Source organism: Kitasatospora sp. Ki12 (assembly GCF_054601375.1).
The window spans coordinates 242,969-269,964 of record NZ_BAAIHT010000004.1 but is presented as its reverse complement, the minus strand read 5'-3'; the positions used below and the strand labels follow the sequence as shown (position 1 = coordinate 269,964).

General features: G+C 73.5%; 27 protein-coding genes. 10 read left to right on the top strand and 17 right to left on the bottom strand.

Going from position 1 to position 26,996, the window contains the following annotated elements; translation table 11 throughout:
• The first annotated feature begins 8 nt into the window (after nucleotides 1–8).
• The 3 genes from ACYP53_RS40820 to ACYP53_RS40810 all read left to right on the top strand — a co-directional run bounded on the left by ACYP53_RS40820 (nucleotide 9) and on the right by ACYP53_RS40810 (nucleotide 3,806).
• Nucleotides 9–1,097, top strand: a complete 1,089-nt coding sequence (locus tag ACYP53_RS40820; protein WP_459651160.1) for a glycoside hydrolase family 16 protein — start codon at nucleotides 9–11, stop codon at nucleotides 1,095–1,097.
• Between the two features lie 107 nt (nucleotides 1,098–1,204).
• Nucleotides 1,205–1,354: a hypothetical protein gene (locus tag ACYP53_RS40815; RefSeq protein ID WP_189922769.1), complete on the top strand. Its 150-nt coding sequence runs from the start codon at nucleotides 1,205–1,207 to the stop codon at nucleotides 1,352–1,354.
• Nucleotides 1,355–1,472: 118 nt separating this feature from the next.
• Nucleotides 1,473–3,806, top strand: a complete 2,334-nt coding sequence (locus tag ACYP53_RS40810) for an alpha-N-acetylglucosaminidase (RefSeq protein ID WP_459651159.1) — start codon at nucleotides 1,473–1,475, stop codon at nucleotides 3,804–3,806.
• Here the strand turns inward: ACYP53_RS40810 and ACYP53_RS40805 are convergent.
• A complete protein-coding gene (locus tag ACYP53_RS40805) occupies nucleotides 3,752–4,987 on the bottom strand; it encodes an alpha/beta hydrolase family protein (protein ID WP_189922767.1) in 1,236 nt (411 codons plus the stop codon). The two genes, ACYP53_RS40810 and ACYP53_RS40805, sit on opposite strands and share 55 nt — an antisense overlap.
• 104 nt (nucleotides 4,988–5,091) lie before the next feature.
• Between ACYP53_RS40805 and ACYP53_RS40800 the strand changes: the two genes are divergently transcribed.
• Entirely contained in the window at nucleotides 5,092–5,685 is a 594-nt protein-coding gene (locus ACYP53_RS40800; RefSeq protein ID WP_229929051.1) for a TetR/AcrR family transcriptional regulator, read from the top strand.
• A 129-nt stretch (nucleotides 5,686–5,814) separates the two neighbouring features.
• Nucleotides 5,815–6,180, top strand: coding sequence for a nuclear transport factor 2 family protein (locus ACYP53_RS40795; RefSeq protein WP_189922764.1), 366 nt, complete (start codon nucleotides 5,815–5,817; stop codon nucleotides 6,178–6,180).
• Between the two features lie 36 nt (nucleotides 6,181–6,216).
• On the opposite strand, the gene ACYP53_RS40790 is transcribed toward ACYP53_RS40795, so the two are convergent.
• The 8 genes from ACYP53_RS40790 to ACYP53_RS40755 all read right to left on the bottom strand — a co-directional run bounded on the left by ACYP53_RS40790 (nucleotide 6,217) and on the right by ACYP53_RS40755 (nucleotide 13,535).
• Complete coding sequence (locus ACYP53_RS40790) at nucleotides 6,217–6,351, bottom strand: hypothetical protein (protein WP_268256644.1); 135 nt, start codon at nucleotides 6,349–6,351, stop codon at nucleotides 6,217–6,219.
• Nucleotides 6,352–6,557: 206 nt separating this feature from the next.
• On the bottom strand, nucleotides 6,558–6,779 hold the full coding sequence (locus ACYP53_RS40785) for a helix-turn-helix domain-containing protein (protein WP_336004421.1): 222 nt from the start codon (nucleotides 6,777–6,779) through the stop codon (nucleotides 6,558–6,560).
• The gene (locus tag ACYP53_RS40780) at nucleotides 6,779–7,270 is read right to left on the bottom strand and encodes a DUF2975 domain-containing protein (RefSeq protein ID WP_189922760.1); all 492 of its coding nucleotides are present in this window, start codon (nucleotides 7,268–7,270) and stop codon (nucleotides 6,779–6,781) included. The genes ACYP53_RS40785 and ACYP53_RS40780 overlap by 1 nt, the downstream gene beginning before the upstream one ends.
• A 100-nt stretch (nucleotides 7,271–7,370) precedes the next feature.
• Nucleotides 7,371–7,982: a hypothetical protein gene (locus tag ACYP53_RS40775; RefSeq protein ID WP_189922758.1), complete on the bottom strand. Its 612-nt coding sequence runs from the start codon at nucleotides 7,980–7,982 to the stop codon at nucleotides 7,371–7,373.
• A gap of 46 nt (nucleotides 7,983–8,028) precedes the next feature.
• Complete coding sequence (locus ACYP53_RS40770; protein ID WP_189922756.1) at nucleotides 8,029–9,165, bottom strand: eCIS core domain-containing protein; 1,137 nt, start codon at nucleotides 9,163–9,165, stop codon at nucleotides 8,029–8,031.
• A 440-nt stretch (nucleotides 9,166–9,605) separates the two neighbouring features.
• Entirely contained in the window at nucleotides 9,606–10,721 is a 1,116-nt protein-coding gene (locus tag ACYP53_RS40765) for a glycosyltransferase (protein ID WP_459651158.1), read from the bottom strand.
• 108 nt (nucleotides 10,722–10,829) lie between these two features.
• Complete coding sequence (locus ACYP53_RS40760) at nucleotides 10,830–13,022, bottom strand: MMPL family transporter (protein ID WP_459651157.1); 2,193 nt, start codon at nucleotides 13,020–13,022, stop codon at nucleotides 10,830–10,832.
• A gap of 60 nt (nucleotides 13,023–13,082) precedes the next feature.
• A complete protein-coding gene (locus tag ACYP53_RS40755) occupies nucleotides 13,083–13,535 on the bottom strand; it encodes a hypothetical protein (RefSeq protein WP_459651156.1) in 453 nt (150 codons plus the stop codon).
• A gap of 153 nt (nucleotides 13,536–13,688) precedes the next feature.
• Between ACYP53_RS40755 and ACYP53_RS40750 the strand changes: the two genes are divergently transcribed.
• Nucleotides 13,689–14,918 carry a sensor histidine kinase gene (locus tag ACYP53_RS40750; RefSeq protein WP_459651155.1) on the top strand — a complete coding sequence of 410 codons (1,230 nt, stop codon included), beginning with the start codon at nucleotides 13,689–13,691 and terminating at the stop codon, nucleotides 14,916–14,918.
• Entirely contained in the window at nucleotides 14,915–15,565 is a 651-nt protein-coding gene (locus ACYP53_RS40745) for a response regulator (RefSeq protein ID WP_459651154.1), read from the top strand. Before ACYP53_RS40750 ends, ACYP53_RS40745 begins: the two co-directional genes overlap by 4 nt.
• A gap of 50 nt (nucleotides 15,566–15,615) precedes the next feature.
• Here ACYP53_RS40745 and ACYP53_RS40740 read toward each other — a convergent pair whose 3' ends face one another.
• Nucleotides 15,616–16,287: a winged helix-turn-helix transcriptional regulator gene (locus tag ACYP53_RS40740; protein WP_459651153.1), complete on the bottom strand. Its 672-nt coding sequence runs from the start codon at nucleotides 16,285–16,287 to the stop codon at nucleotides 15,616–15,618.
• A gap of 165 nt (nucleotides 16,288–16,452) precedes the next feature.
• Here ACYP53_RS40740 and ACYP53_RS40735 point away from each other — a divergent pair, with 165 nt between their 5' ends.
• Nucleotides 16,453–17,025, top strand: a complete 573-nt coding sequence (locus ACYP53_RS40735) for a dihydrofolate reductase family protein (protein ID WP_459649666.1) — start codon at nucleotides 16,453–16,455, stop codon at nucleotides 17,023–17,025.
• Nucleotides 17,026–17,098: 73 nt separating this feature from the next.
• On the opposite strand, the gene ACYP53_RS40730 is transcribed toward ACYP53_RS40735, so the two are convergent.
• Nucleotides 17,099–17,743, bottom strand: a complete 645-nt coding sequence (locus tag ACYP53_RS40730) for an NADPH-dependent F420 reductase (protein ID WP_459651152.1) — start codon at nucleotides 17,741–17,743, stop codon at nucleotides 17,099–17,101.
• A 48-nt stretch (nucleotides 17,744–17,791) separates the two neighbouring features.
• Nucleotides 17,792–18,604, bottom strand: a complete 813-nt coding sequence (locus ACYP53_RS40725; RefSeq protein ID WP_459651151.1) for an inositol monophosphatase family protein — start codon at nucleotides 18,602–18,604, stop codon at nucleotides 17,792–17,794.
• A gap of 115 nt (nucleotides 18,605–18,719) precedes the next feature.
• Here ACYP53_RS40725 and ACYP53_RS40720 point away from each other — a divergent pair, with 115 nt between their 5' ends.
• The gene (locus ACYP53_RS40720) at nucleotides 18,720–19,664 is read left to right on the top strand and encodes a LysR family transcriptional regulator (protein WP_459651150.1); all 945 of its coding nucleotides are present in this window, start codon (nucleotides 18,720–18,722) and stop codon (nucleotides 19,662–19,664) included.
• A gap of 228 nt (nucleotides 19,665–19,892) precedes the next feature.
• Here the strand turns inward: ACYP53_RS40720 and ACYP53_RS40715 are convergent, their stop codons facing one another.
• A complete protein-coding gene (locus tag ACYP53_RS40715; protein WP_459651149.1) occupies nucleotides 19,893–20,675 on the bottom strand; it encodes a hypothetical protein in 783 nt (260 codons plus the stop codon).
• Between the two features lie 117 nt (nucleotides 20,676–20,792).
• Nucleotides 20,793–21,197 carry a hypothetical protein gene (locus ACYP53_RS40710; protein ID WP_189923418.1) on the bottom strand — a complete coding sequence of 135 codons (405 nt, stop codon included), beginning with the start codon at nucleotides 21,195–21,197 and terminating at the stop codon, nucleotides 20,793–20,795.
• A gap of 203 nt (nucleotides 21,198–21,400) precedes the next feature.
• On the opposite strand from ACYP53_RS40710, the gene ACYP53_RS40705 reads away from it, so the two are divergent.
• Nucleotides 21,401–21,646 (top strand): hypothetical protein, encoded by a 246-nt coding sequence (locus ACYP53_RS40705; protein WP_459651148.1) that lies wholly within the window; start codon nucleotides 21,401–21,403, stop codon nucleotides 21,644–21,646.
• 124 nt (nucleotides 21,647–21,770) lie between these two features.
• On the opposite strand, the gene ACYP53_RS40700 is transcribed toward ACYP53_RS40705, so the two are convergent.
• The 3 genes from ACYP53_RS40700 to ACYP53_RS40690 all read right to left on the bottom strand — a co-directional run bounded on the left by ACYP53_RS40700 (nucleotide 21,771) and on the right by ACYP53_RS40690 (nucleotide 26,941).
• Nucleotides 21,771–22,493, bottom strand: coding sequence for an LURP-one-related/scramblase family protein (locus ACYP53_RS40700; protein ID WP_189923414.1), 723 nt, complete (start codon nucleotides 22,491–22,493; stop codon nucleotides 21,771–21,773).
• 10 nt (nucleotides 22,494–22,503) lie between these two features.
• A complete protein-coding gene (locus ACYP53_RS40695; RefSeq protein ID WP_459651147.1) occupies nucleotides 22,504–26,178 on the bottom strand; it encodes a hypothetical protein in 3,675 nt (1,224 codons plus the stop codon).
• Nucleotides 26,179–26,263: 85 nt separating this feature from the next.
• The gene (locus ACYP53_RS40690; protein ID WP_459651146.1) at nucleotides 26,264–26,941 is read right to left on the bottom strand and encodes an HD domain-containing protein; all 678 of its coding nucleotides are present in this window, start codon (nucleotides 26,939–26,941) and stop codon (nucleotides 26,264–26,266) included.
• Nucleotides 26,942–26,996: the final 55 nt, after the last annotated feature.

Here is a 26,996-nt window from a genome sequence, read left to right as displayed (position 1 = left end):
CTCCCTCCGTGAAACCCCTGAAGTTCGCCGCCGCGGCCGTGACCGGCGCGGCGATGTGCGTGCTCGTGTCGCCGCCGGCCCCGGCGGCGGACCGCGGCGCCGCGGGCCAGCCCCGGCCCGCGGTCCAGCCCTGGCCGTGGCCCTCACCGGGGAACGGGTCGTGGCCGTTCCCGAACGGCGGGCCCTCCTTCCCCTCGCTGCCGACGCCCGGCACCGGGATACCCGGGCACCCCGCCACGCCCTCGCCCGGCCTCCCCCGGCCGATGTCGGGCCCGGCACCGGCCGGGCCGGCGGGCCCCTGGGACCCGACGTTCGCCGACGAGTTCAACGGCACGTCACTGGACCCGAAGAAGTGGTCGTTCCAGTCCGAGGCGGAGGCCGACTGGTCCGCCAGCCCCCTGGGGACGGGGAACCCGGACAACCAGCAGCTCGAGTTCGACCAGCCGGCGAACTGCTCCGTCTCCGGCGGGATGCTGGACATCACGGCGAAGCCGGACGACATCACCAGCGCCGCCGGAAAGCACTACGCCTGGTCCAGCTGCATGATCAACACCTCGCCGTCCTACGCCTTCCAGTACGGCTACACCGAGATCCGGGCGAAGCTCCCGGCACCGAAGGGCTTCTGGCCGGCCCTGTGGACCTGGTCCGCGCCCGGCGTCGACATCCCGGCCCACGGCGAGACCGACGCCTTCGAGTTCTACTCGGACGACCATTCGCGGCTCCACCTCAGCCAGCACAACCCGGCCGGAGGCGGCGGGTTCGTCCCGTCCGGGTTCATCCCGTCCGGGCTCTCGTGGCCCGGACTCGCCGGCACCGTGCACCGGCCCGCGTTCGACCCGGCCACGGGCTTCCACACCTACGGCGTCGACATCGAGCCGTGGGGGACGACCTGGTGGATCGACGGCCGGATGGTCTACTACAGCACCAGGACCTCGCCCGGCCGGGTGAACGTCCTCCTCGACAACTTCGTCTACTCCAAGATCCCCCCGGCCCCCGGCAGCCAGGGGCACCTGCTGGTCGACTACGTGCGGGCCTGGCAGCGCCCGGCGAACTTCCCCCGGCCGCCGGTCCCCGCGTTCCCGTTCCCGCTCCACTGACCCCCTGACCAGCCCGACCCGCCGACCCGTCGGCCCGCCGTACTCAGGCGGTGGTTGAGTACCTCCGCCCATGAAGTCCCGGCCGGCCGGTCCCTATCGTGACCCGCATGGACACGGACCCGACCCCCACGCCCCCTCCGCCCGCGGACGAGCCGCGGTGGGCCACCGGCTGCGGGATCGCGCTGGCCGTCCTCACCCTCCTGGCCGTCCTGGGAGCCATGGCACTGGGCGAGTTCGAGAAGGGCCTGACCGGGTAGCGCCGGATCGGGCGGCCGCGAAGGCGACCCGTTCGGCGCTGGTTCGCGGCGGGTTCGTCGCGCGGGGGTGTGGTCCGATGGGCGTGCTCCCCCGGCCCCTCCCCCCGATGAGGACACCATGCCCTCCGCTCCCAGCCGCCCCGCGCGCGTCCGGCGCGGGGAGTTCCGCTCGATCTGCGTGGAGGGGCTGGGACGCATGGCGCTGGCCGGTGTGCTCGCCCTGGCCGGGGTGGTGGCCACGACGACGGTCGCCCGGGCCGCGCCCGCCTTCGACACCGCTCCGGCCGCCGCGGCGCTCGGGCGGCTCCTTCCCGCCCAGCAGAGGCAGATCACCCTGGTCCCGGTCGCCCGGGGGGCGGGGGGTGACGCCTTCTCGGTCTCCGGTACCCGGGGGGCCGTCACGGTGTCCGGGACCACGCCGGCGACGCTGCTCGCCGGTGTGGGCTGGTACCTGGAGCACGTGGCCCGGGTCGACATCGGCCTGCCCGGGGACTCGCTCGGGGCGCTCCCCGCCGTACTCCCCGCGGTGGGCACCCCGGTCAGGCGGTCGGCCGTGGTGCCGCACCGCTACGCGCTGAACGACACCGACGCGGGCTACTCCGGCGCCTACCGTGACTTCGCCGCCCACCGGCGCGAGCTCGACGTCCTCGCCCTCCACGGGATCAACGAGGTCTTCGTCCAGACCGGCGCCGAGTACCCGTACTACCGGGCGCTCCAGGAGTTCGGCTACGGCGCGGCGGAGCTGCGCTCGTGGATCCCGGGCCCGGCGCACCAGAGCTGGTGGCTGCTGCAGAACATGAGCGCCTTCGCCGGGCCGGTCTCCGAGCAGCTGATCGACGCCCGGGTGGCGATGGGCAGGCGGATCACCGACCACCTCCGCGCTCTCGGCATGACCCCGGTGCTGCCGGGCTACTTCGGCACCGTCCCGGCCGGCTTCGCGGCGCGGAACGCCGGTGCCCGGGTGGTGCCGCAGGGGAACTGGGTGGGCTTCGCCCGTCCCGACTGGCTCGACCCGACCGGCCCCGTCTTCGCCGGGCTGGCCGCCGCCTACTACCGGGCGCAGCGTGCGGCCTTCGGCGACAGTTCGATGTACAAGATGGACCTGCTGCACGAGGGCGGCACCGCCGGGCCGGTCGACGTGGGCGCGGCGGCCGGTGCGGTGCAGCGCGCGCTGCGGGCGGCGCATCCCGGGGCCGTGTGGGCGCTCCTGGGCTGGGAGGGCAATCCGTCGCGGGCGCTGCTGTCCGGGGTGGACTGCGGCCGGATGCTGGTCCTGGACGGGCTCGCCGACCGTTACGACGGCCTGGACCGCGAGTCCCAGTGGCAGGGCACGCCCTACGCGTTCGGCACGATCCCGAACTTCGGCGGGCACACCTCGCCCGGGGCGAACACGGCGGTGTGGGTGCGGCGTTTCCGGCAGTGGCGGGCGAAGTCCGGCAGCGCGCTGCGGGGCATCGCGTACCTGCCGGAGGCGACGGGGACGGATCCGGCGGCGTTGGCGCTGTTCAGCCTGCTCGCCTGGGAGCCGGCGGCGGTCGACCGGACCGTCTGGTTCGACGACTACGCCACGCGCCGCTACGGCGGGGCCGACCGGCACGCGGCGGCTGCCTGGGCCGCGCTGCGGCGGGGCCCGTACGGCATGCCGTCCGGCGCGTGGAGCGAGGCGCAGGACAGCCTGTTCGCCGCGCGGCCGAGCCTGTCGGTGTCCAAGGGTGCGCAGTGGAGCCCGGACGCGATGCGCTACGACCCGGCCCTGGTCCGCTCCGCTCTCGACGAACTCCTGCTGGTCGCACCGGCGTTGAGGGGTTCGGACGCCTACCGGTTCGATCTGGTGACCTTCTCCCGGCAGGTGCTGGACAACCGTGCGCGGGCCCTGCTCCCGCGGATCTCCGCTGCCTACGGCGCCCGGGACCTGCCGCTGTTCCGGGTACTGGTGACGGAGTGGAACCACGACCTGGCGCTGGTGGACCGGGTCTCCGGGGCGGACGCGCGGTCCATGGTGGGGCCGTGGATCGCCGCCGCCCGGGCCTGGGGGGCCGACGCGGCGGAGCGTGACCGGCTGGAGTACGACGTCCGGTCGCTCCTGACGACCTGGGGTCCGCGGGCCGCGAGCGACGACAACGGCCTGCACGACTACGCGAACCGGGACTGGGCCGGGCTGGTGTCCGGGCTGTACGCCCGGCGCTGGAGTGCCTACTTCGCCTCGCTGGACACGGCGTTGTCCACCGGGGCCTCCCCCGCGGCGATCGACTGGTTCGCCGTGGACGACGCCTGGGCCCGGCAGACCACCGCGTACCCCACCGTGCCCGCCGGGGATCCGGTCGCGCTGGCCCGGGAGGTGGCGGAGGCGGTCCCGGTGGCGGAGGCGGTCCCGGGCCCGGTGTCCGCGGGGCGGCCTCAGGCTCCGGTGGCGGTGGGGGCGGCGGAGAGGGTGTCGTCGAGCCAGTCGTAGACGCGGGCGAGGGCCAGGCGCATGGCGCCGGGGTGGCAGTGGGCGCCGGCGCCCTCCTCGGCGGTGAACAGCATCAGCGTCTTGGGGCAGGTCAGGTGGTCGTAGAGCTGCTGCGGCTGGCCCTCGAAGAACTCGTCCTCGGCGGCGTCGCAGACCAGGGTGGGGCACTGGATCCGTTCGGCGATGCCGTGGTCGAGGGTGTAGTCGAGGTAGGAGGCGTTGAAGGCGCGGGGGGTGTCGACGCCCATGACGTACATGCCGTGGTTGATCGCCCATCGTGCGGTCGCGTCGGCGGCCATGATCTGTTCGAGGGCGGCGTCGAGTTCGGGGGCGGAGTCGGCGCGCAGGAGCCGTTCGGCCTCCGCGCGGCCGCCGGGGATGTTGCGCACGGATATCCGGCCGAGGTCGTAGACGCCGTCGACGGCGATCAGCGCGGCCAGCCGGTGTTCGAAGGCCGCGGCCCGTGGGGCGAGGAGGCCGCCCATGCTGGAGCCCAGCAGCGCGATCCGGCCGGTGTCGACCTCTGGAACGGTCTCGGCGAAGTCGATCACGGGGGTGATGACCTTCTCCCAGTCCGGACGGAAGACGAGGCCCTGGTGGTGGCGGGGCCCGGGCTGTCCGGGGCCGTCGAAGGTCAGCACGGTGTAGCCGCGCTCGACGGCCGCCAGCGCGCCGCTGAAGTGCAGTTCCTCGGCGGTGCCGTCGAAGCCGGAGTGCATGATCAGGGTCGGCCGGGGCGTGCCGGTGGTGTCGGCGCGGTAGAGGTAGCCGGGCAGGGTGGTGCCCTCGTAGGGGATGCGGACCGGCTCGACGCACGGGGTGTACAGGGCGGCGGCCGCCCGGAAGCACTCCACGCTGCGGTCGTAGGCGTGGTCGTGGCGGGGGTCGCAGGGGTGGCCGTGCAGGAAGAACTCGGCCGAGCGGTAGTAGTTGGACGCCCGGAGGAAGCCGTCCCGGGCGCTCACCCGGTGGCCTGCCGCCAGGGCCCGCCGGGCCTGGTCGGCGACCCGGTCGGCGGTGGCCAGCCACTCGTCGTGCCAGCTGTCGTAGTCGCCTTCCACGATGCGCTCGCCGGTGGACACGACCTCGCCGAAGTCGGCGCCGCCGTAGGCGATGTGACTCATCGAGCGCAGGGTCTCGTACCAGAACTGGGGGTTGTTCGGGAACAGCAGCTGCTTCATCGCACGCACTCTCCTCGGAGACATCAAGCACAGATCTGTGCTTACGGCAGGACTCTAGACCCTCCGGGCGCCACTAAGCAAACATCTGTGCTTACGATGTGGGAGTGACTTCGAAACAACCGACCACGCGCAGCCGCAAGAGCCCCGAAGAGGTCCGCTCGGCCGTCCACCAGGCGGTCATCGACCTGCTGTCGGCCTCCGGGGGCGCGGAGCTCACCATCCCCGCGATCGCCCAGCACGCCGGGGTGAACCACACCAGCGTCTACCGGCGTTGGGGCAGCCGGGAGGCGCTCCTGGCCGACGTGGTCACCACCCGCCTGGAACGGGACTGGCCGCTCGACGACACCGGCACCCTGCGCGGCGACCTCATCGCCTGGGTGCGCGCGGGGGTGGCCAGCATCCGCACGACCGAGGGCCGCCTCCTCGTCCGCGCCGTCGCCCTGTCCATGCCGAGCGGCCCCGACGCGCAGGCCGACCGCGCACAGCACTTCCGGCGCCGGCTCCACGCCGTCGAGCGCATCCGCGAGCGGGCCACCGCCCGCGGCGAGACCCCACCGCCCCTGGAATCCATCCTCGACCAGCTCGTCGCACCGCTCTACCTGCGGGCGATCTTCGGCATCGAGCCCCCGGCCTCCGGCTACCCGGAACTCCTGGTGGACCGGCTGCTCGACAGCACGGGCGCACCGGGCACGGACTGAGCCCCGGCCCGGGCACCCGGACGGAATGAGGTCACCGGCCTGCCCGAAGGCCCCCGGGCACCGCGCACCGCGCACCGGATCCCGGCGCGGGCCTTCCGGAGGCGGCCTGGTGGCGGGCAGCATGGGGGCATGACTGTCGATCATGCCTTCGCACAGCGGTTCGCCGGGGAATGGGTGGCGGCGTGGAACGCCCGCGACCTGGAGGGCGTCCTCGCCCACTACACGGACGACGTCGTCTTCTCCTCCCCCCGGGTGGTCACCGTCCTGGGAGAACCCTCCGGGGAGGTGCGCGGCAAGGAGGCGCTGCGCGCGTACTGGAGCAAAGCCCTGGCGCTGCTGCCCGATCTCCGCTTCACCCTGGAGTCGGTACGGGTCTCGGTCGACACCATCGTGATCGACTACCGCAACGAGCGCGGGGTGGCCGTCTCGGAGGCCCTGACCTTCCGTGACGGCCTGGTCCACCGGGGCTTCGGGGCGTACGGGCCGGAGAGCTGAGCAGCGCCCCGCCCCGGGCAACCCGGGGCGGGGCGCTCAGTGCCAGCCGGTGGACCCGCCCGGGCTCGCGGGCCCGGCGTCGGACAGGAAACCGGCCACGAAGAGGACCAGCACGATCAGCGCGAGCAGCACCAGCCAGAACGTGTCCTCGAACCCCGGACGGTGCGGCACGGGCGGACGGTCCCGCCGATCGCCGTCTCCCCCGGTCTCTCCCCCGGCCCCTACGTCCGCGGGCCGACCCTCGTCGTCGCTGTGCTCATCGGTCACCGCGCACCCTCCCTGCCGCCGGATCCATCGGACCGCCCCGCGGCGCCGGCGTCAACCTCCCCGCAACAGCCTGGGACGGCCGGGACGACAGGGACGACAGGGCGGCCGGTTCATTCGCCCGCGGCGTCCTCGGCCTCCCAGCGGAGCAGGTCGCCCGGCTGGCAGTCGAGCACCTCGCAGAGCGCGGCGAGTGTCGCGAAGCGCACCGCCTTGGCCCGGCCGTTCTTGAGTACGGCCAGGTTGGCGGGTGTGATCCCCACGCGGTCCGCGAGTTCGCCCACGGACATCTTCCGCCTGGCCAGCATCACGTCGATGTCGACGGCGATGGGCATCAGATCACCTCGTCCAACTCCGCCTGGAGCTGGGCCGCTTCGACGTCGCGGGCGACGGCCTGGGCGAGCAGCGTCCGCAGCACGAGCACGATGAGCGCGACTCCCAGGATGGCCAGGCCGATCCCGCCCATGATGAGGGTGACGCCCGGGTCGTCCCGCTGGCCGGGCGCGTTGACGGCCGTGACCGTGAACCACATGAGGGAGGCCGCGACGATCGCGCCGATGATGACGTCCACGTACCGGAAGGCGGCGTGGGAGAACACGGTTCCGCGCCGCACCATCGTCACCAGTCGCCAGACACAGACGAGGGTGACCTGGGCCGCCCCGATGCCCAGGACCGTGATCACGCGCAGCGGGGTCAGCGGGAGCGACCCGTCCTCCGGGTCGTTCCCGCTGGCCAGCGTCCACACCATCAGCGCCTGGACGAACACGGTGCCGGTGAGCACCACCACGAGCACGGCGCGCAGCGCGCGCACTGTCAGCTTTCCCATGACCTACTCTTCCATCGAGTTGCGATGGGAATCTATCGACTATCGATAGGCAGAGCAAATGGCCCGGTCTCGCGCTGCGCGAGTTCAGCGCCGCATGGGCTCAGCGCCGCGCCGGGTGGAACAGCGTGTCGTCGTAGTCGGGGAAGACGAGCGGCATCGCGCGACGGAAGGCGGTGACCTCCGCGCTGTCCTCCAGGCCCCGGCAGAGCGTCTGCGGCCAGTACCAGAAGCCGCGGGAGGCGATCAGCCGTTCCAGGTACGCGTCGAACGGGTACCCGGTGTCGTACAACTCCTCGCCGAGGTAGTGGTAGTGGACGGAGCCGAGGGGTGGGACGAACGCCGCGCAGGCCTCGGGGACGAACCTGTCGAAGGGTTTGACGGCGCGGAACTGCTGGTCGTCCGCCGAGTGCCAGGTGATGCCCTCCCAGTCGCCGAAGACCTCGCGCAACGGCAGCAGGTCGATCAGGCCCTGGTCGGAGAGGTCGTCGTTCAGGACCTCGGGGACGGTGTGCCGCCAGGTCAGGCGGACCGCGCCGACCTCGCGGTAGAAGGCCTCGACACCGTCCGGGAGACGGCCGCCGGCCAGGCGGGTGGCGAGCTCGATGTCCGCCGGCGGGGTCGGCGGCGCGACGGTGGCCTCCAGGAGCTCCACCCGGGGGTTGCGGTCCAGGTCGGCGATCATCGCGGTCAGCCGGGCACGGGGGTTGATCACGTACGTACGTCTCCTTCGGCGTCTTCAGCGGCGCCAGCGGGTGTGGTCACTTCTTCCGGTTGTTCTCGATCTCCCACGCGTCGCCGCGCAGTTCCTTGCCGGTGGTGTCGTAGACGGTGTACTCGGCGTGGAGCTTGCCGGCGAGTTTGGCGGCGTAGTTGGCGTCGATGTCGGCATCCACGTTGGCGTCCCCCGTGTCGAAGTCCTTCGCGGCGGGGTGGGTGCCGTACTGGGCTTCCACGTAGTACTCGACCACGTTGCCCTGGTTCAGCACCTCGTCCTTGACGTCCTTCTCGACCTTGGAGTGGTGCGCCGAGTTCGCGGACGCGGTGATCGGCGTCATGTTCTTCATGACGCCGGGGCCGCCGACGTTGTGGTTGAGCAGGTGCCCCTGCACCATGTAGTTCTTGAACCACGTGCCGGTCGCGCCGGTCTTGGGCCACCAGGACGGCTGCTCCTTGGGCACGGAGCCCGTTCCGAGCTGCCCGGGCCAGAGTTCGGCGTGCATCGTGGTGCCGACGCCGTTCCCGTTCACCCCGCCGTAGGTGACGTACGGGGCGCCGGTGAAGGCGCGCTGCACCACCGGCTCCTGCTCGGCGGACGGCGACCGCACGGCGGCCCGCTGGACGGCGTCGGGCACCGGCCCGCTCAGCGCCCGGACGGCGTTCGCCTCGGCGGCGCGCTCGAAACGGTCGCCGGGGTCGCTGACGGACAGCCCGTCGCCGTGGTCGGTGCCGGCCACGGGGCCCGAGCGCTGCTGGATGACGTGGGTCAACTCGTGGGCCAGCGTGTGCTTGTCGGCGCCGCCGTGGCCGAGCACGACGTGCTCGCCGGAGGTGTAGGCGCGGGCACTGATCTCGGCGGCCGAGCGGGCCGCGGCGGAGTCGTCGTGGATCCGCACACCGCTGAAGTCGGCGCCCAGGCGGGCCTCCATCTCCGCCCGCACGTCCTCGGCCATCGGCCGGCCCGGCGAGCGCAGCACCTGGTGGACCGTCGAACGCTGCACCGGTGCATCCGACTCCCGCTGCTGCCTGAGCAGTTGGACGACGGCCGCATTGCCTATCGTGCGCTGCAGCGCGCCGATCGAGCGGGGATCCGCGGGCGCGAACCGCCGCTGTTCGGTCGGGCGGCCGCGGTCACGCCGCTCGGGCCCGCCCTTCGGTTTCTGGTCATGCGCGTGCACATCCACCTCCTGGACGGGCCGTTCGAGCCGCGGTTCGCGGTCTGTCCATGCCGGTCTATGCCGGGCCCCGGGGCCCGCGCAAGGACCCGAGGGGCAGTGTCGGGGCAAGCTCCGGGGAACCCGGAGGTTGCCGGGCGGCCGGTCCGTCCGGACCCGGGAGGTGATGTCGAACTGCTCGACATCGGCCGGATCCACACCGGCCTGCGGATGCCCGACTGCCTCGGCAGCACCGTGCTCCGGCTGGGCTCGATCCCAACTCCCGTACGGCTGAATGGATGAGCGGCCGACACCACCTCTCGGAGCCCGCTTGCCGAGCTGCTGAGCGGGCTTGCCGTCGAGGACCCCGCCTGTCCGGTGAACTGCCGGATGGCACTCGTGGCTGCAGCCGCCTCACCGTGGTGCGCGAGACGGCTGTGGCTACCGTTGGTTGCGGTGACCGCTCAGCCGGTGGTGCCGAGGGACTCGAGCATGGGGACGAGGGCGGCCGGGGTGGGCAGAGCATCGTTGGCGGCCTGCTGGGTGCGGGCGGCCGCGCGCAGGCCGGGGTCGGTGAGCAGGCGCTCGAGGACCTCCGGGTCGACGGTCTCGGAGGTGGAGCGCAGGGCGTTGCCGGCCTCGGTGAGGGCGTCGGCGACCAGGTAGTTGTCGGCGCCCTGGGGCAGCAGGAGCTGAGGCAGGCCCGCCTGGAGGGTGGTGAGGGTGGTGCCCGCACCACCGTGGTGGACGACGGCGTCGGTGTTCCGGACGAGTTCCGCGAGCGGGATCCACGGCACGGCACGGACGTTGGCGGGCAGGGTGCCGAGGGGGGCGAGGTCCGCGTCACCGACGGCGAGCAGGAACTCGGCGTCGACCTCGGCGGCGGACTCGACGAGGCGGGTCACCGAGCCGACGCCGTCGAGGGTGGCGACCACGCTGCCCAGGGTGATCAGGACCCGGCGCCGGTCGGCGGGACGCAGGAGGTCGGCCGGGACGAGGCCCGCGCCGTTGTAGGGGAGGTAGCGGGTGCGCACGCCGTCCGGGTCGCCGCCGAGCGGGCCGACGTTGAGCGCGGTGGAGTCGGCCGGCCCCGCCACGCCGTACTGCTCGTAGACGTCGGCCAGGTGCTCGGCGAAGCGGGCGACCATCTCCCGTCCGCTCGGGATGCCGTAGTTCTGCAGCACCAGCGGGATCTTGAGCATGGCGGCCACCAGCGGGGCGGCGCCCTGGAAGGCGGCGTGCACCAGCACGTCGGCGCCCCAGCCCTCGGCCACGTCCAGCAGTCCGGCCACGGTCGGCCGGGCCGCATGCGCGAAGGCGCGGGCGGCCTTCTCCAGGAGCTCCTCCTGGGAGGCGCCGTCGCCGCCGTAGCTCAACTGCGCCTCGGTGTCGAAGAGCAACTCGCGCAGCGTCCGGCCGTCGCCGATCTCGACGACCGGGAACCCGGTGGGCAGCAGGGAGTCCAGCGGCTGCGAACCGGCGAACAGGACCTCGTGGCCGGCCCCGCGCAGGGCCTGGGCGACGGGCACCATCGGGAAGAGATGGCCGGCCGCGGCCGGGCCGGTGAAGAGTATGCGCATGGTCGTCTCCTTGCCGTGACGCCTGCGGCCTCCGGGCCTGGGCGTCGTTGATCGGACACGCTCAGTCTCACCCCTCGAGTTGACTTGAGGTCAATTCGGTTCCGGCGGTCATGCGCGGTAATCAGCCTTTCTGCCAAGGGACTTGTCACCGGCCGTGCGATGTGCTCCGAGCCGGCCGGCGCGCCGCCGGATCCGCCGCAGCGGGGCCGGTGCCCACCAGGCCCGGTGTCCCAGCAGTTTCATCGTCGCCGGAACGAGTACGGCCCGGACCAGGGTCGCGTCCACCACGATGGCGATCACCAGGCCGACGCCGATCATCTGCATGAAGGCGATGGACGAGGTCAGGAAGCCGCAGACGACGACCACCAGCAGGAGAGCGGCACTTGTGATGATCTTTCCGGTCCGCTGCAGGCCGAGCGCGACGGACTCGCCCGGATCGCCGGTGCGGTCGTAGCTCTCCTTGATCCGGGAGAGCAGGAAGACCTCGTAGTCCATGGCCAGGCCGAACGCGATCGCCACGATCAGCACCGGGAAGTCGGCGTCGATCGCGCCGATCGGGGTGAAGCCGAGCAGGTCCTTCAGGTACCCGTCCTGGAAGATCAGCTTGATCGCGCCGAACGCCGCCGAGAGCGACAGCAGGTTCAGCAGGACCGACTTCAGCGGGATGGTCACCGAGCCGAAGGCCAGGAAGAGCACCAGGGAGGACACCGCCGCGACGAACAGGGCCATCCACGGCGCCCGGGAGCCGATCATGTCGACGATGTCCACCCGGGAGACCGGCATCCCGGTGAACCGGGTGGCGGCGGCCGCCGGCGGTGCCTGTGCCCGCAGGCCGTCCACCATGGTGCGGGCTTCCTCGGACATCGGGTCCATCGAGTAGTACGCGGTGATCCGGGCCAGGTTCCCGTGGGTGCCGGTCACCGCGGCGCCCCGCACGCCGGGTACCGCGTTCAACCGGGCGGCGTACTCGCCGAGCGCGCCGGCCTCGCCGCTCGCGGGGCCCGGCAGCGTGACGACGGCCGTGACGGTCCTGGTCGGGTCCTGCCGGAAGTCCGTGGCGAACTGCCGGCTGACGACCCGGGCGTCCGAGCCGCCGGGCAGCACCCAGTCGCCGGGGCGCGCCCAGTTGACGCCCAGGAACGGCGCCCCCAGGCCGACCAGCAGGGCGACCACCGCGAGCGTGGTCAGCAGCGGACGGCGCATCACGGCCTTGGCCGTGCGGTACCACCGGCCCCGGCTCTCCGGCCCGGGTGCCGCGCCTCGCCGGTCCCACGGCATCGGCACCCGCCACGAGTCGATCCGGCGGCCGGTGACCCGGAGCAGCGCGGGGAGCAGGGTCAGCGAGCCGATCACCGCGAAGGCGACCACGGAGACGGCCGCGTAGCCCATCGAGCTCAGGAAGCGGGACGGGAAGAGCGTCAGGCCGGCAAAAGAGATGGCGACCGCGAGGCCGGAGAAGGCCACCGTACGGCCCGCGGTGGCGCTGGTGCGCTCGACGGCGGCGTCCACGGACGCTCCGGCGGCGAGTTCCTCCCGGAACCGGTTGACCATGAACAGCGCGTAGTCGATGGCGAGTCCGAGCCCGAGGATGGTGATCACGTTGATCACGCTGCTCGAGACGGCGGCGAAGAGGGTGAGCACGCGCAGTACCGCGAAGGACCCGAGCGCCACCACCGCGCCGACGGCCAGCGGGAGGGAGGCGGCGACGGCACTGCGGAAGACGAGGACGAGCAGCACCAGCAACAACGGCACCGAGAGCATCTCGGCCCGCCCGATGTCCTTCCCCGTCAGCCCGTTGACCTGCTCCGTCATCGCGGTGACGCCGCCGAACCGGACGTCCGTCCCCGGGACCTCGAAGCGGTCCTCGATCGCCTGCAGGGCCCTGACCCGCTCCTGCTCGTCCGAGGACGTGAACTGCAGTGCCACATAGGTGGCGTGACCGTCCTTGCTGAGGAAGTCCGGGTTGTCGCCGGTGGACCAGTAGGTGTCCACCCGGGCCAGGTCGGTGCGGGGCACGGCGGCCACCGCCGCCTGGATCGGTCCGGCGAGGGACGGGTCGGTGACCGGACGGTCGGCGCTGCGGTACATCACCACCACGTCGTCGGCCCGACGGCCCAGAGGTCCGGCGAGCACCCTGTCGGCCTGGGCGGACTGGCTGGCCGGGTCGTCGAACCCGGCCCCGCCCGTGATGGCACCGAACACGCCGGTGCCCCAGCCGCCGGCCAGCAGGGTGAACAGGGCCGCGGCCATGAGGACCCACCGCCGGTTCGCGGCGGCGAATCTCCCGATCGACGCGATCAATTGAGCGCTCCTTCAGAGAAATGGGGAGTGGAGAGTGGAGAGAGCCAGGGGGACGGCCGGTCAGCCCGCCGCGCGGCGGTGCACCCGCAGGGCGTAGGCCAGGCAGCCCGCCGCGTACGGGAGTTCCAGCGTCACGGCGGTCAGCAGGGCCGCCGGCAGGTAGTCCGAGGGCGCGGTGCCGACGTCGAACCACAGGTCGGTCACCATGAAGACGGCGATCCCTGCGGCGGCCAGCCCCACCCGGGAGTCGCGCCTCAGGGCCAGCCAGGCGGCCAGCGCCATCGCGGCGGCCTCCAGGACGTCGAAGCCGACCCAGAGCACCCGGCGGCCCGGCTCGGCGTGGACGCCGACCGTCACCGCCCAGACCGTCACCACCAGGGCGGACAGGGCGAAGACGTATCCGGCGAACGGTCGCCGCCCGCGAACCTGTCCGTTCCCGGCCTGTCCGCCGTGGGCCGTCACCGGGAGGAGCGCCATATTCGACGGGGCGCCGACAGTATGAGCCTTGGTCATGTGCCCAGACTTCCGGCGGGGCGGGCTCACGGGCTTCGGGCGACCGGTCGGACCAAGCGGCCTGAAGGGCCGGACGGGGCGGCCTGAAGGAGGAGACCGCCCTCCCCCTCGGGGAGGATCATGAAAGGCGCCGGTCACCGTACAGTCCCACCTGTGGCGCGGGAGTGGATCAGACGTCTCTTCAACCGCCGGTTCGGGCCGATGCGGCTGGCACTGGTGGCCTTCGGCCTGGGCTATCTGCTGCTCCTGCGCAGGCCGGCCGAGCTGGGGGCGGCGGACTGGTCCGTCGGCCTGGCCGTGCTGGTGCTGGCCTCGGTCGGCGGTTTCCGGCTGCTGCCCGTGGCGCTCGGCCAGGCCGGGATGCTGGCGCTGGCCGAGCTGTCCGCGCCGGCCGTGCTGGTCGAGGTCAAGGTCGGCGCCAGCGCCGCGCTGTTCGAACTGGCGGTGCGCCGGTGGGGCCGACCGACGACGGTGGCCGCGGCGGCGCTGCTGGCCGCTCAGCTGGTCTCCGCCGGCCACACCGTCGACGGCATCGGATCCGCCCTCTACCGGGCGGCGGTGATCGTCAGCGTGCCGGTGCTGCTGGCCGGCTACATCCGCTCGGCGGAGTCGGCGGCCCGCACCGCCCAGGAGCGTGCCCGCGAGGCCGAGCACAGCCGGGACCTCGCCGAGTGGGGTGCCCGGATGGGCGAACGGGCCGCGATCGCCCGGGAGTTGCACGACATGGTGGCGCACCATCTGGCCTCCACCGTGCTCCGGGTGGGCGTGGCGCGGCACGTCCTGCCGCGGACCGACCAGCGGCTCGCCGAGGTGCTGGACGACGTGCACGCCAGCGCCACCACCGCGCTCACCGACCTGCGGCGGCTGCTCACCGCGCTGCGCGAGCCCGCCGACCACGACCTGCCACCCCGGCACCTGGCGCCGCTGCTCGCGGAGACCACCGGCCTGCCGGCCGCGGTGCAGGGGGTGGTCGAGCGGTCCCGGCAGGCCGGGCTGCGGATCGAGGCCGAGATCGGCCCGCGGATCTCGGAGTTGGACGCGATCCGGAGCCTGACCGTGCTGCGGCTGGTCCAGGAGGGGCTGGCGAACGTGACCAAGCACGCCGGACCGTCCGCCGCGGTACGGCTCCGGGTCGGGATGGAGGAGGGGACCTTGCGGCTGGACCTGGAGAACGACCTGCCCCAACGGCACGGGCCTGGCGGGCCTGGCGGACCGGACCTGCCGCAGCACGACGGCACCGGCTACGGGTTGCTCGGCATGCGCGAACGGGTCGCGCTGGTCGGAGGCGCCATCGACGTGGGCAGGGTCCCCGGCGGTTGGCGCCTCACTGCCAGCCTGCCCGCGCCGACCTCCCCGACCCCGGCGGACCGGAGCCGGCTGTGATCAGCGTGCTCATCGCCGACGACCAGCAGCTGGTGCGGGCGGGGGTGCGGATGCTCTGCGAGTCCACGGCGGACATCACGGTGGCCGGCGAGGCGGTGAACGGCGCGGAGGCGCTGCGGCTGGCCGAGCGGCTGCACCCGGACGTGGTCCTGATGGACCTGCACATGCCCGGGATGGACGGCATCACGGCGACACGCCGGATCCTTCAGGCGCGACCCGCCACCCGGGTGGTGGTGCTGACCACCTTCGACGACGACGATCGGCTCTACCCCGCACTCGGCGCGGGCGCCTGCGGCTTCCTGGCCAAGGACGTGTCCCCGGCCTCGGTGCTGGACGCGATCCGCCGGGCGGTCCAGGGAGAGAGCCCGTACAGCCCGAGTGTGCTGCGCAGGGTGGTGTCCCGGGCCTCCTCGGCCTGGGACAGCGAGGGCGACCGCCGGCGCGACGCGGTGCACTTCACGGACCGCGAGCAGGAGGTGCTCCGGCTGGTCGCGGAGGGGCTGTCCAACACCGAGATCGGCGAACGGATGCACATCGGGATCACCACGGTGAAGACCCATGTGTCGAACCTGATGACCAAGACCGGCAGCCCCAACCGGGTACGGCTGGCGGTGCTGGCGATCCAGCAGGACCTGGCCGCCCGCTGACCGACCGTCCCGGCCGGGTCAGCGGGAGGCCGGGTCGTCACGAGGCCGGGTCAGCGGGAGGCCGGGTCGACGGGAGCGGGGAGGCTGAGCACAGCGCCCAGGCGCGCGACGGAGGCGGTGTCACCTTCGACCTGGACGTCCCCCGCCGCGATCGCGTCGGCCAGGGGGCGTCCTCCGTACACGACGCGTGCGAGCGCGGATGGCCGCGCGGTGATGACGGCTTCGGGTTGCTGCTGGTGGCCGCGTTCGGCGCGCAGGGTGCCGTCGGCGATGAGGACCCGGAAGACCTCGTCGCCGAGGTGGAGCTCGTAGCGCCCGTGCACGTCCTGGGCGCGGGCCGGGTCGAAGTTGGTGCGCAGGGAGAGGACGAACGAGGTGGGGCTCAGGTGGGCGGTGCGGTCGTGGGCCGGTGAGCGTACGGCCCAGCGGCCCAGCGCCCGTACGACGGGTTCGAGTTCGAGGCCCCAGTCGGTGAGCTCGTAGGCCTCTGCGGCGGCGGGGGCGGGGAGGCGGTGCTTGCGCACGATGCCGGATGCCTCCAGTTCGGCGAGGCGCTGGGCGAGCACGTTGGTGCTGATGCCGGGCAGGTCCGCGCGCAGTTGGCCGTACCGCTTGGGGCCCAGCAGCAGTTCGCGGACCACGAGGAGTGCCCATCGCTCGCCGACGAGATCGAGCGCGTGGCCGGTCCCGCACGCGTCGTTGTAGCTCCGTTTCGTTGCCATGCCGGTCAGTCTACCCCTGGTGCTTTCGAATCAAAACTGACTGGTTGTTTTTTGAAAGCGTGGTGGCTATGGTGATCACAACGACGGCCGGAAGCGCGCCGTCCGCGGCAGGCCGCACCGGGCCGGCGCCACGAGAACCAGCTACGAGACACCGAGGAACCACCGATGCGCACCCTGATCAGCTCCGCTTTCATCTCCCTCGACGGCGTCGTCGACTCCCCCGGCGGTGAGCCCGGCTACCGGAACTCCGGCTGGACCTTCAAGGACATCGAGTTCGTCCCCGAGGCGTTCGAGATCAAGGGCCGCGAGCAGGAGGAGGCCGGCGCGATGCTGCTGGGCCGCACCAGCTACCAGGCCTTCAGCCAGGTGTGGCCGGACATGGCGGACTTCGCCCGCTACAAGACCCTGCCCAAGTACGTCGTCTCCACCACCCTCACCGACGACGACCTGGTGTCGAACTGGGGCGAGACCACCATCCTGCGCTCGCTCGACGAGGTCGCCGCACTGAAGGAGACCGAAGGCGGCCCGATCATCGTCCACGGCAGCGCCGCCCTCAACCAGGCCCTCTCCGACGCCGGCCTGGTCGACCGCTACCACCTGCTCGTCTTCCCCCTGCTCCTCGGCGCCGGCAAGCGACTCTTCAGCACCACGGACAAGGACGCCCAGAAGCTGAAGCTGGTCGAGCACGAGGTCTACAGCAACGGCCTGCAGAAGCAGGTCCTCGACGTCCTCCGCTGACAAGGTCCCCGCGCTCCCCCGGACCTCGTACTCGTCCGGCGCCTGGTCTTGGTCCGAGCCCGGTGTTGACGGGTCAGGAGGCGAGGGAGACGGCGAAGGGCCTGAAGCCGTGTCGGCGCAGGACGTGGGGGACCACGAGGACCATGGCCTCGGTGGCGCGGGCCGTGGTGATGCCGCCGAGGTCCTCGATCCATCCGGGCTGCCAGCCCAGGTCGCCGAGCAGGCGGGTGACGGTCTCCTTCGCGTTCCGGTCGTCGCCGGAGAGATAGGCGGTCGGTGGGACGGCCAGGGCTTCGGGAGCGGTCATGACCATGAACAGCATGGTGTTGAGGGTCTTGACCACACGGGTGTCGGGGAGCGCGGCCTGGAGCTTCTCGGCGAGGCTGCTGCCGGGATAGCAGAGGTCGCCGGGCAGGCCGTCATCGGTGTCGCGGGTGGCGTTGGAGACGTCGACGAGGAGTTTTCCGGAGAGCTCGGCGCGCAGGCCGACCAGGCGGTCCAGGGAGCTGTCGCCGGGCGTCGCGTTGATCACGATGTCCGCGGTGCGGGCGGTGGTGCGCTGGTCGGCGAAGGCGATCTGCGGGGCGATGCCGGCGGCGGGCGCTGCGGTGTCCTCCGGGTTCCGGACACCGAGGGTGACACGGTGTCCGGCCGCGGAGAGCTTGCCGGCGAGATTGGCGCCGACGCGGCCGGCGCCCAGGATGCCGATGCTGGTCATGAGGTGATGCTCCTTGCGGTATCGGGTGGGTGGCGCGGAGGGGCCCGGTCAGGCGATGGTCGACAGGACCTTGCGGGCGGCGGTGTGGATGCCGGGGGCGGCGGCCAGGAAGTCGCGGCTGCCCGTGTGCCAGGGCTCGCCCGCCAGGTCGGTGACGGTGCCTCCGGCCTCGGAGACCAGCAGGGCGCCGGCGACCAGGCCGGAGCGGACGTCGGAGAACTGCCAGAAGGCGTCCATGCGTCCGGCGGCGACGTGGATGAGCTGCATCGTGGCGGGAACGGACACGCGCACGACCAGGCCGTTGACGAGCATGGCGGTGACCGAGTCGCCGATCCGCCGGAAGGTGCGCTCGTCCTCGCCGGGCCTGGCCTGGCCGGTGCCGATGAGCGCGGCACCCAGGTCGGTCTTGGCGGACACCGTCAGGGGCCGGTCGTTGAGGCGGGCACCGCCGCCGGCGACGGCGGTGTAGGTGTCGCCGGTCAGCGGCAGGTGGACGACGGTGAGCACCGGCAGGTTGTCGCGGACCAGGGTGGCGGTGACGGCCCAGTCCTCCATGCCGTGGACGTGGTTGATGTTGCCCTCGGCGGGGTCGACGACCCACCACTCCCCCGACGGGAGCGCACCGCCGGCCAACTCGTCCTCGGCCCACCGCGATCCGGGCCGCGCCCGCAGCAGCGGCTCCCGCAGCACGTCCAGCACCGCGTCGTCGTTGGCGTGGATCTCGGCGACGACCTCGTCCAGACTCACGCCCCGGGCGTGCGAGGTGTGGCGGTCGCGCAGCGTGAGGCCAGCGGTCCTCACCGCGGCGGTCACCTCGGACAGGAGCGTCGTGTCGGCGGCGAAAGGCATGGCTGTGCTCATGGCGGGCTCCCTGGGTTCGATGGGTGCGGGCGGCTTGTCTCTCGCCCGCACTTCGAAGGTAGGGGCCCCGATCATTAACAACAAGTGCATGCTATGCACTTGTAGAGTTACCGACATGCAACTGGATCTGAACCTGCTCACGGCCCTGGACGCACTGCTGGAAGAGGGCAGCGTCGCCGGCGCCGCGGCACGCCTCCACGTCACCGCACCGGCGATGAGCCGCTCCCTGGGCCGCATCCGCAAGGCCACCGGAGACCAGATCCTGGTCCGCACCGGCCGCAGCATGGTCCCCACCACCCGCGCACTCGCCATGCGCGCCCAGGTCCACGCCCTCGTACAGCAGGCCCACCAACTCCTGTCCGCACAGCAGGAACTCGACCTCGCGGCTCTGGACCGGGTGTTCACCGTGCGCTGGCACGACGCCCTGACCGCCGCCTGCGGCACCGCCCTGATCACCGCCGTCCACCAGCGGGCCCCCGGCGTCCGGCTGCGCCTGTCCGCCGAACCCGGGACGGACGACGCCGAGTTGCGCCGGGGCGAGGTCGACCTCGAATCGGCCTCCAGCGCTCCGGCGCTCCCCGACATCCGCCACCGCCTCGTCGGCAGGGACCGGCTGGTCGTCGCCGTCCGGCCGGGCCACCCCCTCACCGAAGGTCCGCCGAGCACCGAGCGCTACGCGGCCGCCGAACACCTCACCGTCTCGCGACGCGGAAGCCTGCGCGACCCGATCGACGACGCCCTGACCACCCGCGGCCTCGAACGACGCGTCGTCGCCGCCGGGCCCACCGCCGCCTTCGCACTGCAACTCGCCCTCGACACCGACCTGGTCGTCACCCTCCCCGACGCGGTCACCCGCGCGGCCCGGGAACACCTCGGCCTGGCCACCCTGCCACCACCACTCCCGCTGCCCGACGTCCCCCTGTACCTGCTGTGGCACCAGCGCTACGACGACGACCGCGCCCACACCTGGCTGCGAGACCTGGCCACCGAAACCGTCCAGGCCCTGTTCGCCCCACCGACCGGACCTCAACAGCCCCTCACCGACCGGACCGGGCGGTGACGGATGCACCCGGGGAAAGGCCTACGGCAGCCGACTCCCGTTCCCGTGAACATCACGTGTCCACTGATCGTCCTGCGGCGCCCGGTATTCGAGGAAGCCGCTGATGTCTGTACCCATGCCGGGCATTCTTCCGACCCCGTCAACCGGTTTCGTCTGCACCGGGTCGACGGTCCCGTGTCCGCCGTGGTTGACGGGAGGGGTCCCGGGTCGGCTCCTCTTGGGTCGGGGTCAGCACACCCGGAGGTCGGTCACCGGCTGGTTGGCCACCTCGTAGCGGCACAGGCGGCCGTTGGCCCACAGGGCGACGTCGATCTGTTCGCCGGGCCTGGCCAGTTCGGCGGCGAGCCGGTCGGAGAAGGCGTCGAGCTCCTCGGGCGTGACGTGGTGGCCGGTGAAACGGGCCGTGTGCCGGACGGGCAGTTCGCCGGCGCGGTGGGCGATGTCCCACAGGATGCCGGAGGCCTCGGCGAGTGCGGGGATGAGGACGGTGGTCCGGGCGGGGTCGGCCGGGGCCGGGTGCAGGTTCGGGGTGAGGGCGGCCGGGAGGGTGGAGGTGGTGGGGGTCTCGGCGGCCCACCAGAGGTCCAGCTCGACGGCCGGGAGGGGCTCGGGGCCGAGGGCTGACCGGGTGTCGGTCCAGTAGCTGGTCAGACTGTCGGCGTCGACGTAGAAGGCGCTCTCCACCAGCCCGGTGCGGCGCAGCCGGGTGACGGTCTGCCGGCACTGGGCGCGGAGCACGGCGAACGTGTCCTCGGGGTACGGGGCGCTCTTGGAGGGGGAAAGGCTGAGCCAGTGGTCGTAGGCGTGCTCGAAGGTCCGGGAGGGGTCGACGAGGTCCCTCGGGTCGGTGGAGACGGTGATCCACATCCTGCTGTGGCCGTCGGCCGAGACGATCTTGCCGACGATGCCCGACCCGTTCCGGGAGGTGATGCCGAACTGTTCGGCCAACTCCTCGGCGGACGGAGCTTGGCCCTGGGGCCAGCGCAGGTACAGGCCGGCGTCCACGGACATGGGCGTGCTCCCTTCGGGGTGACGGACGGGACCGGGGCTCGGATGCTACGGGCGGGAAAGGCCTTCCTGCCAGCGCGTTTCGCCGCTCCGAAGGGTGGCAGGCGGAGCCCGGCCGGGTCAGTAGCCCTCGCGTACCTCGAAGACGCCGCTGCTCCAGTACACGGACGGCTCGTCGGCCGAGCTCGGCCAGTCGCTCTGCAGATGGCGGCGGCCGTGCCCCAGGGCTCCGGCCCGGTGCGGGCTCAGCCGGCCCGCCGTCAGGTCGTCCGCCTCGGTGTCCGTGATCGGCAGCACGGTCCGGTACTGCGCGTCCCGCGAGCCGGCCCAGTCGACGTACTCGGTGAAGACGCTCACGAAGGCCTGCGAACAGAGGCCGCAGCGCTGGACGGAGACGATGAAGTGCGAGTCGTCCTGGATCATCGTCTCCAGCCGGACCCCGGTGTAGCTCTGATGGTGCGCCCGTGCCGCCGAGGCGTCCTCGGCACAGCACGCCTCACACCCGAAACGCTCTGACTCCGTCACGCCGCCCCCCATCCCCCGTGGCCGCACCCCTGCTCCGGCCGTGGCGCCACATGCTACCCGGGCCCGTGCCGGCCGCGGGGCGCACCGCGTCGGACGCGGGCACCCGCTCGGCAGCGGCCGGATCCAGGCCGGCCGATGCCCAATTGCCTTGGTGGCACTATGCTCCGGCTGCATTCGAGCCCGACTCACCTACGGAGAGACCGATGAGCGACGACACCACGTCTCAGAGCCCGCTTGCCGAGCCGGCCGGGTTCGCCGTCGAGGACGCCCGGCGTGTCCCCGGGCGACGGCGGGGCATGAGCCTGCGCCGGACGTACCTGGCCCGGCTCGCCGCCCTGGCGCTCGCCGGCGCCGCCGTGACCGCGGGCTACGCCGCCTACGGGGCCGACTCGCGGCCCACCACCACGAACGCCGACGTGACGGCGGGCGCCGCGTACGCCTACTACTGATCGGGCGCCACGGGGACCGCGGCCGGCCCGCGGCGGTGGCCACCCCGTCGCCGGGAGCCCCACCCCCTGGAAGCCGCCTGAGCGGGGGCGGGGGGCGGGGCTCCGGGCGACGTACGGTTCGCGGCTAGCCGAGGCCGCGGGCGTCCTGCTTCAGCGCGGTGTCCACGGTCAGCGCGGTCGCGACGACGAGGCTGAGCAGCGGGTCGGCGAGCGGGCGGTGGATCTGGAGCACGTAGTTGTCGGCCGTGGTGAACATCGTCTTCGCCAGGCCTTCCCAGGTCTTGGTGATCCGGGCGACCTCGGTGTCCGTCTGGTCGACGATGGAGAAGTTCCAGGCCCGCCAGTTCTCCGCCTTGATGGCGCCGACCTTCTGGCCGCCGACCTCCAGCGCGAAATTGATCTTCCCGATGGCGTTCTGCTGGATGATCTGGCCGACCTCCTGGCCGTCCGGACGCTGCACGATCACCCGCGACTTGATGAGCTTCGCCGGACGGGTCAGCAGCAGCACCGGGGTGCCGTGCGCGTCACGGATCTCCAGCTTGTGGGTGAGGTACTGGTCGAGGGAGGTGAGCAGCCGCAGGACCTTGCGCAGCGCGCCCTGGCCGACCTGGACCACCGATCCCAGCGTGGCGCCCTGCTGGTCGAAGACCGCGTACTCGTTGGTCAGCTCGATCAGCTTGGCCTTCTGATTCACCACCAGGACGGGCTCGGAGAAGAGGGTGCCGCCGCCACCGGAGACCGGTCCGACGCCCGCCTGCTGCTGTACCTGGCGCTGCACCTTGGCGGAGTCGCCGGCCGGAGCGGCCGGCTGCCCGGGGAAACCGGGGGTGTTCGTGTTCTGGGACATGGCGGGCAGGCTAGGCCCAATCCGCTTGGGGAGCCAGGTCGTTTCGAGCGGCCCCCGGGTTCGTCCGGGACGTCGATTTGTGAATTTGACGTGCAGGTCCGGGGTTTGTGATCGACACCCGGCCGGTGCTCGGCGGAGCGGATGTGGCTGATGTCACATCCGCTCCGCCGTGCATCCGATGCGTCCTCAGGTCGTGGCGCGCGGCGGGGGCGGAGCCGGCGATCGGGTCACTCCCGGTGCACGACGGCCGCGAGGGCGCGCTCGCGGACGTCCGCCGAGGGTGGCGGCGCAGTTCGCGCAGGAGGGCCCGCCACTCCTGGGGCCAGCCGAGGCGGTCGCCGAACACCTCGGTCAGCGCCGTGGCGAACAGTCCGGCGGCCGCGCCGGTGTCCCCGTCCCGGCGGGCGGTGCGCGCCAGCGCGTCGGTGGTCCCGGGCGGCGGCAGCGGGCCCGAGGTGTGCTCGCGCAGCAGCGCCGCCGCGGTGAGCGCGGCCGCCGCCGGCCGGCCCTGGTGGGCGTCGGCGAGCGTGCCGAGCGCGGCCGCCAGCGCCTGCGGCCCGGCCGTGGGGTCCACCAGCCGGCGCAGCGCGGCCGTCCTGATGCCCGTCAGGTCGGGTTCGGCCGCGAGCAGGTCGGCGGCGCCGGCGAGCAGCGGCCGGTGGCGGTCGTCCGCGGGGAGGTCGGCGAGGTGGGCCAGCCTCCGGCGGGCCGGCAGGTCACGGTCGTCCCCGGCGTCGGGGTCGCTCCCGGCGTCGTGGTCGTCCGTCCGTGTGGCGGCGGCGAGTTCGGCGAGGGTGCGGTGCAGCAGGCTGCCGGGGGCGGCGCCGCCGAGCGGGTGCGGCAGCCCGGAGGCGGCGAGTGCGCGGACGGCGCCCGCAGCCTCCAGCCAACTGCCCCGGTTCGCAAGGTCGGTGACGGTTCGTCGGGCAACGTCCGCGGTCTCCGGCGCCCAGGCGGCCCACCGCGGCAGCTCGGCGAGGGCGGGCGTGGCGACTTCCGGGTCCGGCGAGGCGGCGACGGAGGCCACCAGGCGGGCGTAGCGGGCCCGGTGGACCTCCGGGAGGTGCGCCGGGTGGGCCCGCAGTACGGCGCGGCGCACGGGTGGCGGGGCCTGCCCGGCGGCCTCGGCGAGCAGGTCCCAGACGGGTTCGGCGTCCAGCAGGCCGGTCGCGAAGGCGACCACCGCGGCGCGGACGTCGCGGTGCTGGCCTTCGACGCGGTACGCGGTGACCAGCAGGTCGGCGGCGGTCCGCGGCGGGAGGTGCTCGGCGGCCAGCCGTACGGCCTCCTTGCGGCTGGTCACCTTGCTGCCCTGCGTCCTGGACAGCAACTCGCCGAGCCGCTGGGCGAGTTCGCCGGGCGGGGCGAACCGGGCGGCCCGGGTGGCCGCGTACACCGCGACCCGGGCGCGGTCGCCGCCCGCGTGGGCGAGCAGGTCGCCCAGCGCGTCGGCGGGCCGGTCCGTCCGGGCCAGGGCGGCGAGCGCCGCCTCGACGAGCACGGTCTCGCTGGGCGCGGTCTCGGTGGGCGCGGTGTCGGTGAGCACCGCCTCGCTGAGCGCCGCCTCGCTGAGCGCCGCCTCGGTGGAGTGCAGGTGGGCGCGGACGACCGCCTCGCCGTACTCGGGGATCGCGGCGGCGGCGTGGACGGCCGCGGCACGCCCGTGCAGTGGCAGGGAGGGGTCGTTCGCCGCCGCGGCGGCGAGGCGGGCGGCGGCCCGCCACTGGCGCGGCGTCCAGCGCCTCGCCGACCCGGTCGGCGGCAGGGGCGCCCGCTGCGGCCGCTTGAGGAACCGCCCGTACGGCGGCACGGGGGCGAGCAGCGGGTCGAGCAGGTCGGTGCGCCGCTCGGCCAGCACGTCCCGCACCGGCCGCAGGAGGGCGGCGGAGGGCTCGAGTTCGAGGATCTCAGCGACCCGGGTGTCGCGGGTGCGCGGGTCGTCCAGCCACAGGGCGGCGGCCGTGACGAAGGCGCCGTCCGACCCGAACTGAAGGGCGTGCAGGAGGAGTTCCTGCAGTTCCGGGACGCCGCGGGCCCGTCGGCCGAGTGAACGGGCCAGGGTGAACAGCAGCCAGTACTCCGCGGTGTCGGCCATGGCGTCCAGCCACGGCCGCAGGGTCTCGAACACGGCGTGCTCCTGGCCGCGCCGCAGCCGGTGCTCCAGCCGGCCGAGTTCGACCGTGCCGGTCTGCCCGGCGATGCGGCGCAGGCTCCGCAGTGCCCACTCGACCAGCTCGGCGCCGCCGGTGACGGCGTGCTCGCGCAGGACCTCGGCGACCAGTCGCTGCAGGGCGGTGCGGGTGGCGTACGAGCAGTCACGGGCGTCGACGGCGTCCTGGACGGCGGCGTCGAGGACGGGCACCGCCTCCCGGGTCAGCAGCCGGGCGGGCACCTGGGCGAGCGCGGTCAGCGCCGCGCAGCGCACCGGGTCCTGCTCGTTGCGCAGCCGCGGCAGCAGGCCGAGCGTGTCCTGGACGGCGGCCCGGTCGCCGGAGGCGGCCGCGCCCGCGAACAGGGCCGTCCAGGCGGCGCAGCGGTCGTCGGCGTCCGGGCGGGCGAGGGCGGCTCGCAGCTCCGGCTGGGCCTCCTCGGCGGGCAGGTGGGCCAGGGCGGGGGCGATCTGGGCCCAGGGGCGGCCCTTCGCGCGGCGTGCGGCGACCTGCCGCCGGGCCTCGGCGTGGCGGCGCGCGTGCGGGAACAGCGGTAGGAGGAGGGAGAGTTCGCCCTCTCGTGGGAGGGCGCCGGCGTACACGAGGTCGAGGAACGCGTCGCGCCGGCCCGGGGGAAGGGCGCACAGCAGGGCGGCGAGGCAGCGGGGCGCGGCCAGCCAGTGGCGGCCCAGGGCGGGGAGCGAGGGCGGGTCGGCGCGCACCAGCCGGCGCAGCGTGCCGCCGGTGGGCGGCGTGGTGTACGGCCCGACCGTGCCGCGCCGCGGGTCGGCGAGGAGCCGGACGGTGCGTTCGGCGTCGGTGGCGGCCAGCGGCGGCAGGTGCTCCCGGCGCAGCGGGAGGTCCGGGCCGAACCGCTCCAGCAGGTCGAGGACCCGTGCGGGGCGGGCCCGCACGACGGCGCCGAGGACGTCGGCGAGGGCGGGCCAGTGCCCGAGCCGCAGCGTCTCGGGGTGCTTGGCGAGGACCCGCTCCAGGTGGTCCAGGACCTCGTCCGGGAAGCGTGCGGCGAGGGGCGCGAGCGGTGCGGCGTGCGCGAGTTCGGGCAGGGTCCGGCCGACGAAGGCGGGGCCGCAGGCGGAGAGCAGCCGGGCGGCCTCGGCATCGCCCCACTCGGCGCGCAGGCGTCCCACCAGCCGCTCGGCGAGCCGGTGCCGGCGGCCGTGCCGGACGACCCGGGTCAGCTGTCGGCGCAGGGTGCAGGAGGCGCCGGTGAAGGCCGCCTCGATCGCCTCGTCCGGGATGCCCTGGGTGCGGGCGGCGCGCAGGGCGTACCCGCGGACCACCGGGTCGGGGTCGGTCAGCCGCTCGGTGAGGTGGCCGGTGGCCCGGCCGGCCGACGCGGCGAGCGCGGCCAGCCGTCGGCCGTACACGCCGGAGCGCTCCAGGCCGAGCAGGAGCCCCGGGAGCCCGCCGTCGGCGGCGAGTTCCCTGGCCCTGCGGGCGACGAGCCGTTGACGCTCCGGGTGGGAGAGCGGGTCGAGGTCGGCGAGCAGCTGATCGGCTTCGTGCGGCATGCGGTCATTCTGGCCGGGCGCGGCGGGCACCCCCCACCGGTTTTTGTGCGAGGCCTCGGGGCGGGAGGCCTCCCGCCGGGGCGGCTCACTCCCCCCAGGGCGTGCCGGTGGTGGCGAGTTCCAGGCCGGTCACGCCGTCGGCCCGGCGTTCGCGGAGGAGTTCGCCGCCGAGCGAGTAGCGGGGAGCCGCGGCGTCCGACCGGGCGGCCCGCTCCACGATCGCGTCGACGAGCGAGCGGACCATGGCCAGGCGGGGGTGGGCGGCGTGGATCCGCTTCTCCCACGGGGCGACGATCTCCGCGCCGCGCCCGAAGTCGGCGCCCACGCCCTCGCGGGTGAGGTGGCACAGCAGGCCGCGGCGCTCGGCGATGCCGGGTGAGGTGTGCAGGGCGATGGCCTCCCACACGCGGTCGACGTCCGCCTCGGGGACGTCGTGCCGGCGCAGCAGATCCGCCGCCAGGTCCGCGCCCTCCACCTCGAACCGGGCCTCGCCCTTGGCCAGGCTGCCGGTGCCCAGGTCGTGCAGGACGGTGGCGGCGAACAGCAGGTCGCGGTCGTAGGCGGCGTCGTCCAGGCATCCGTCGTGGGCGGCCAGGAGCTGGGCGAAGAGGAAGCTGCGCACGCTGTGGTTGAGGATCGGCGCGGTCTCCGAGGCTCGCGCGGCGGCGAGGACGGCCTCGGCCAGGGGGCCGGTCGGCAGGTCGAGTGAGAGTTCCACGGGCGAGCGTTCCATCGGCGAGCGTTCCATCGGCGAGAGTTCCATGGGCGCAGGCTACGAATCGCGGCCGGGCCGCCGACAGTGGCACGGGGGCCGTTCA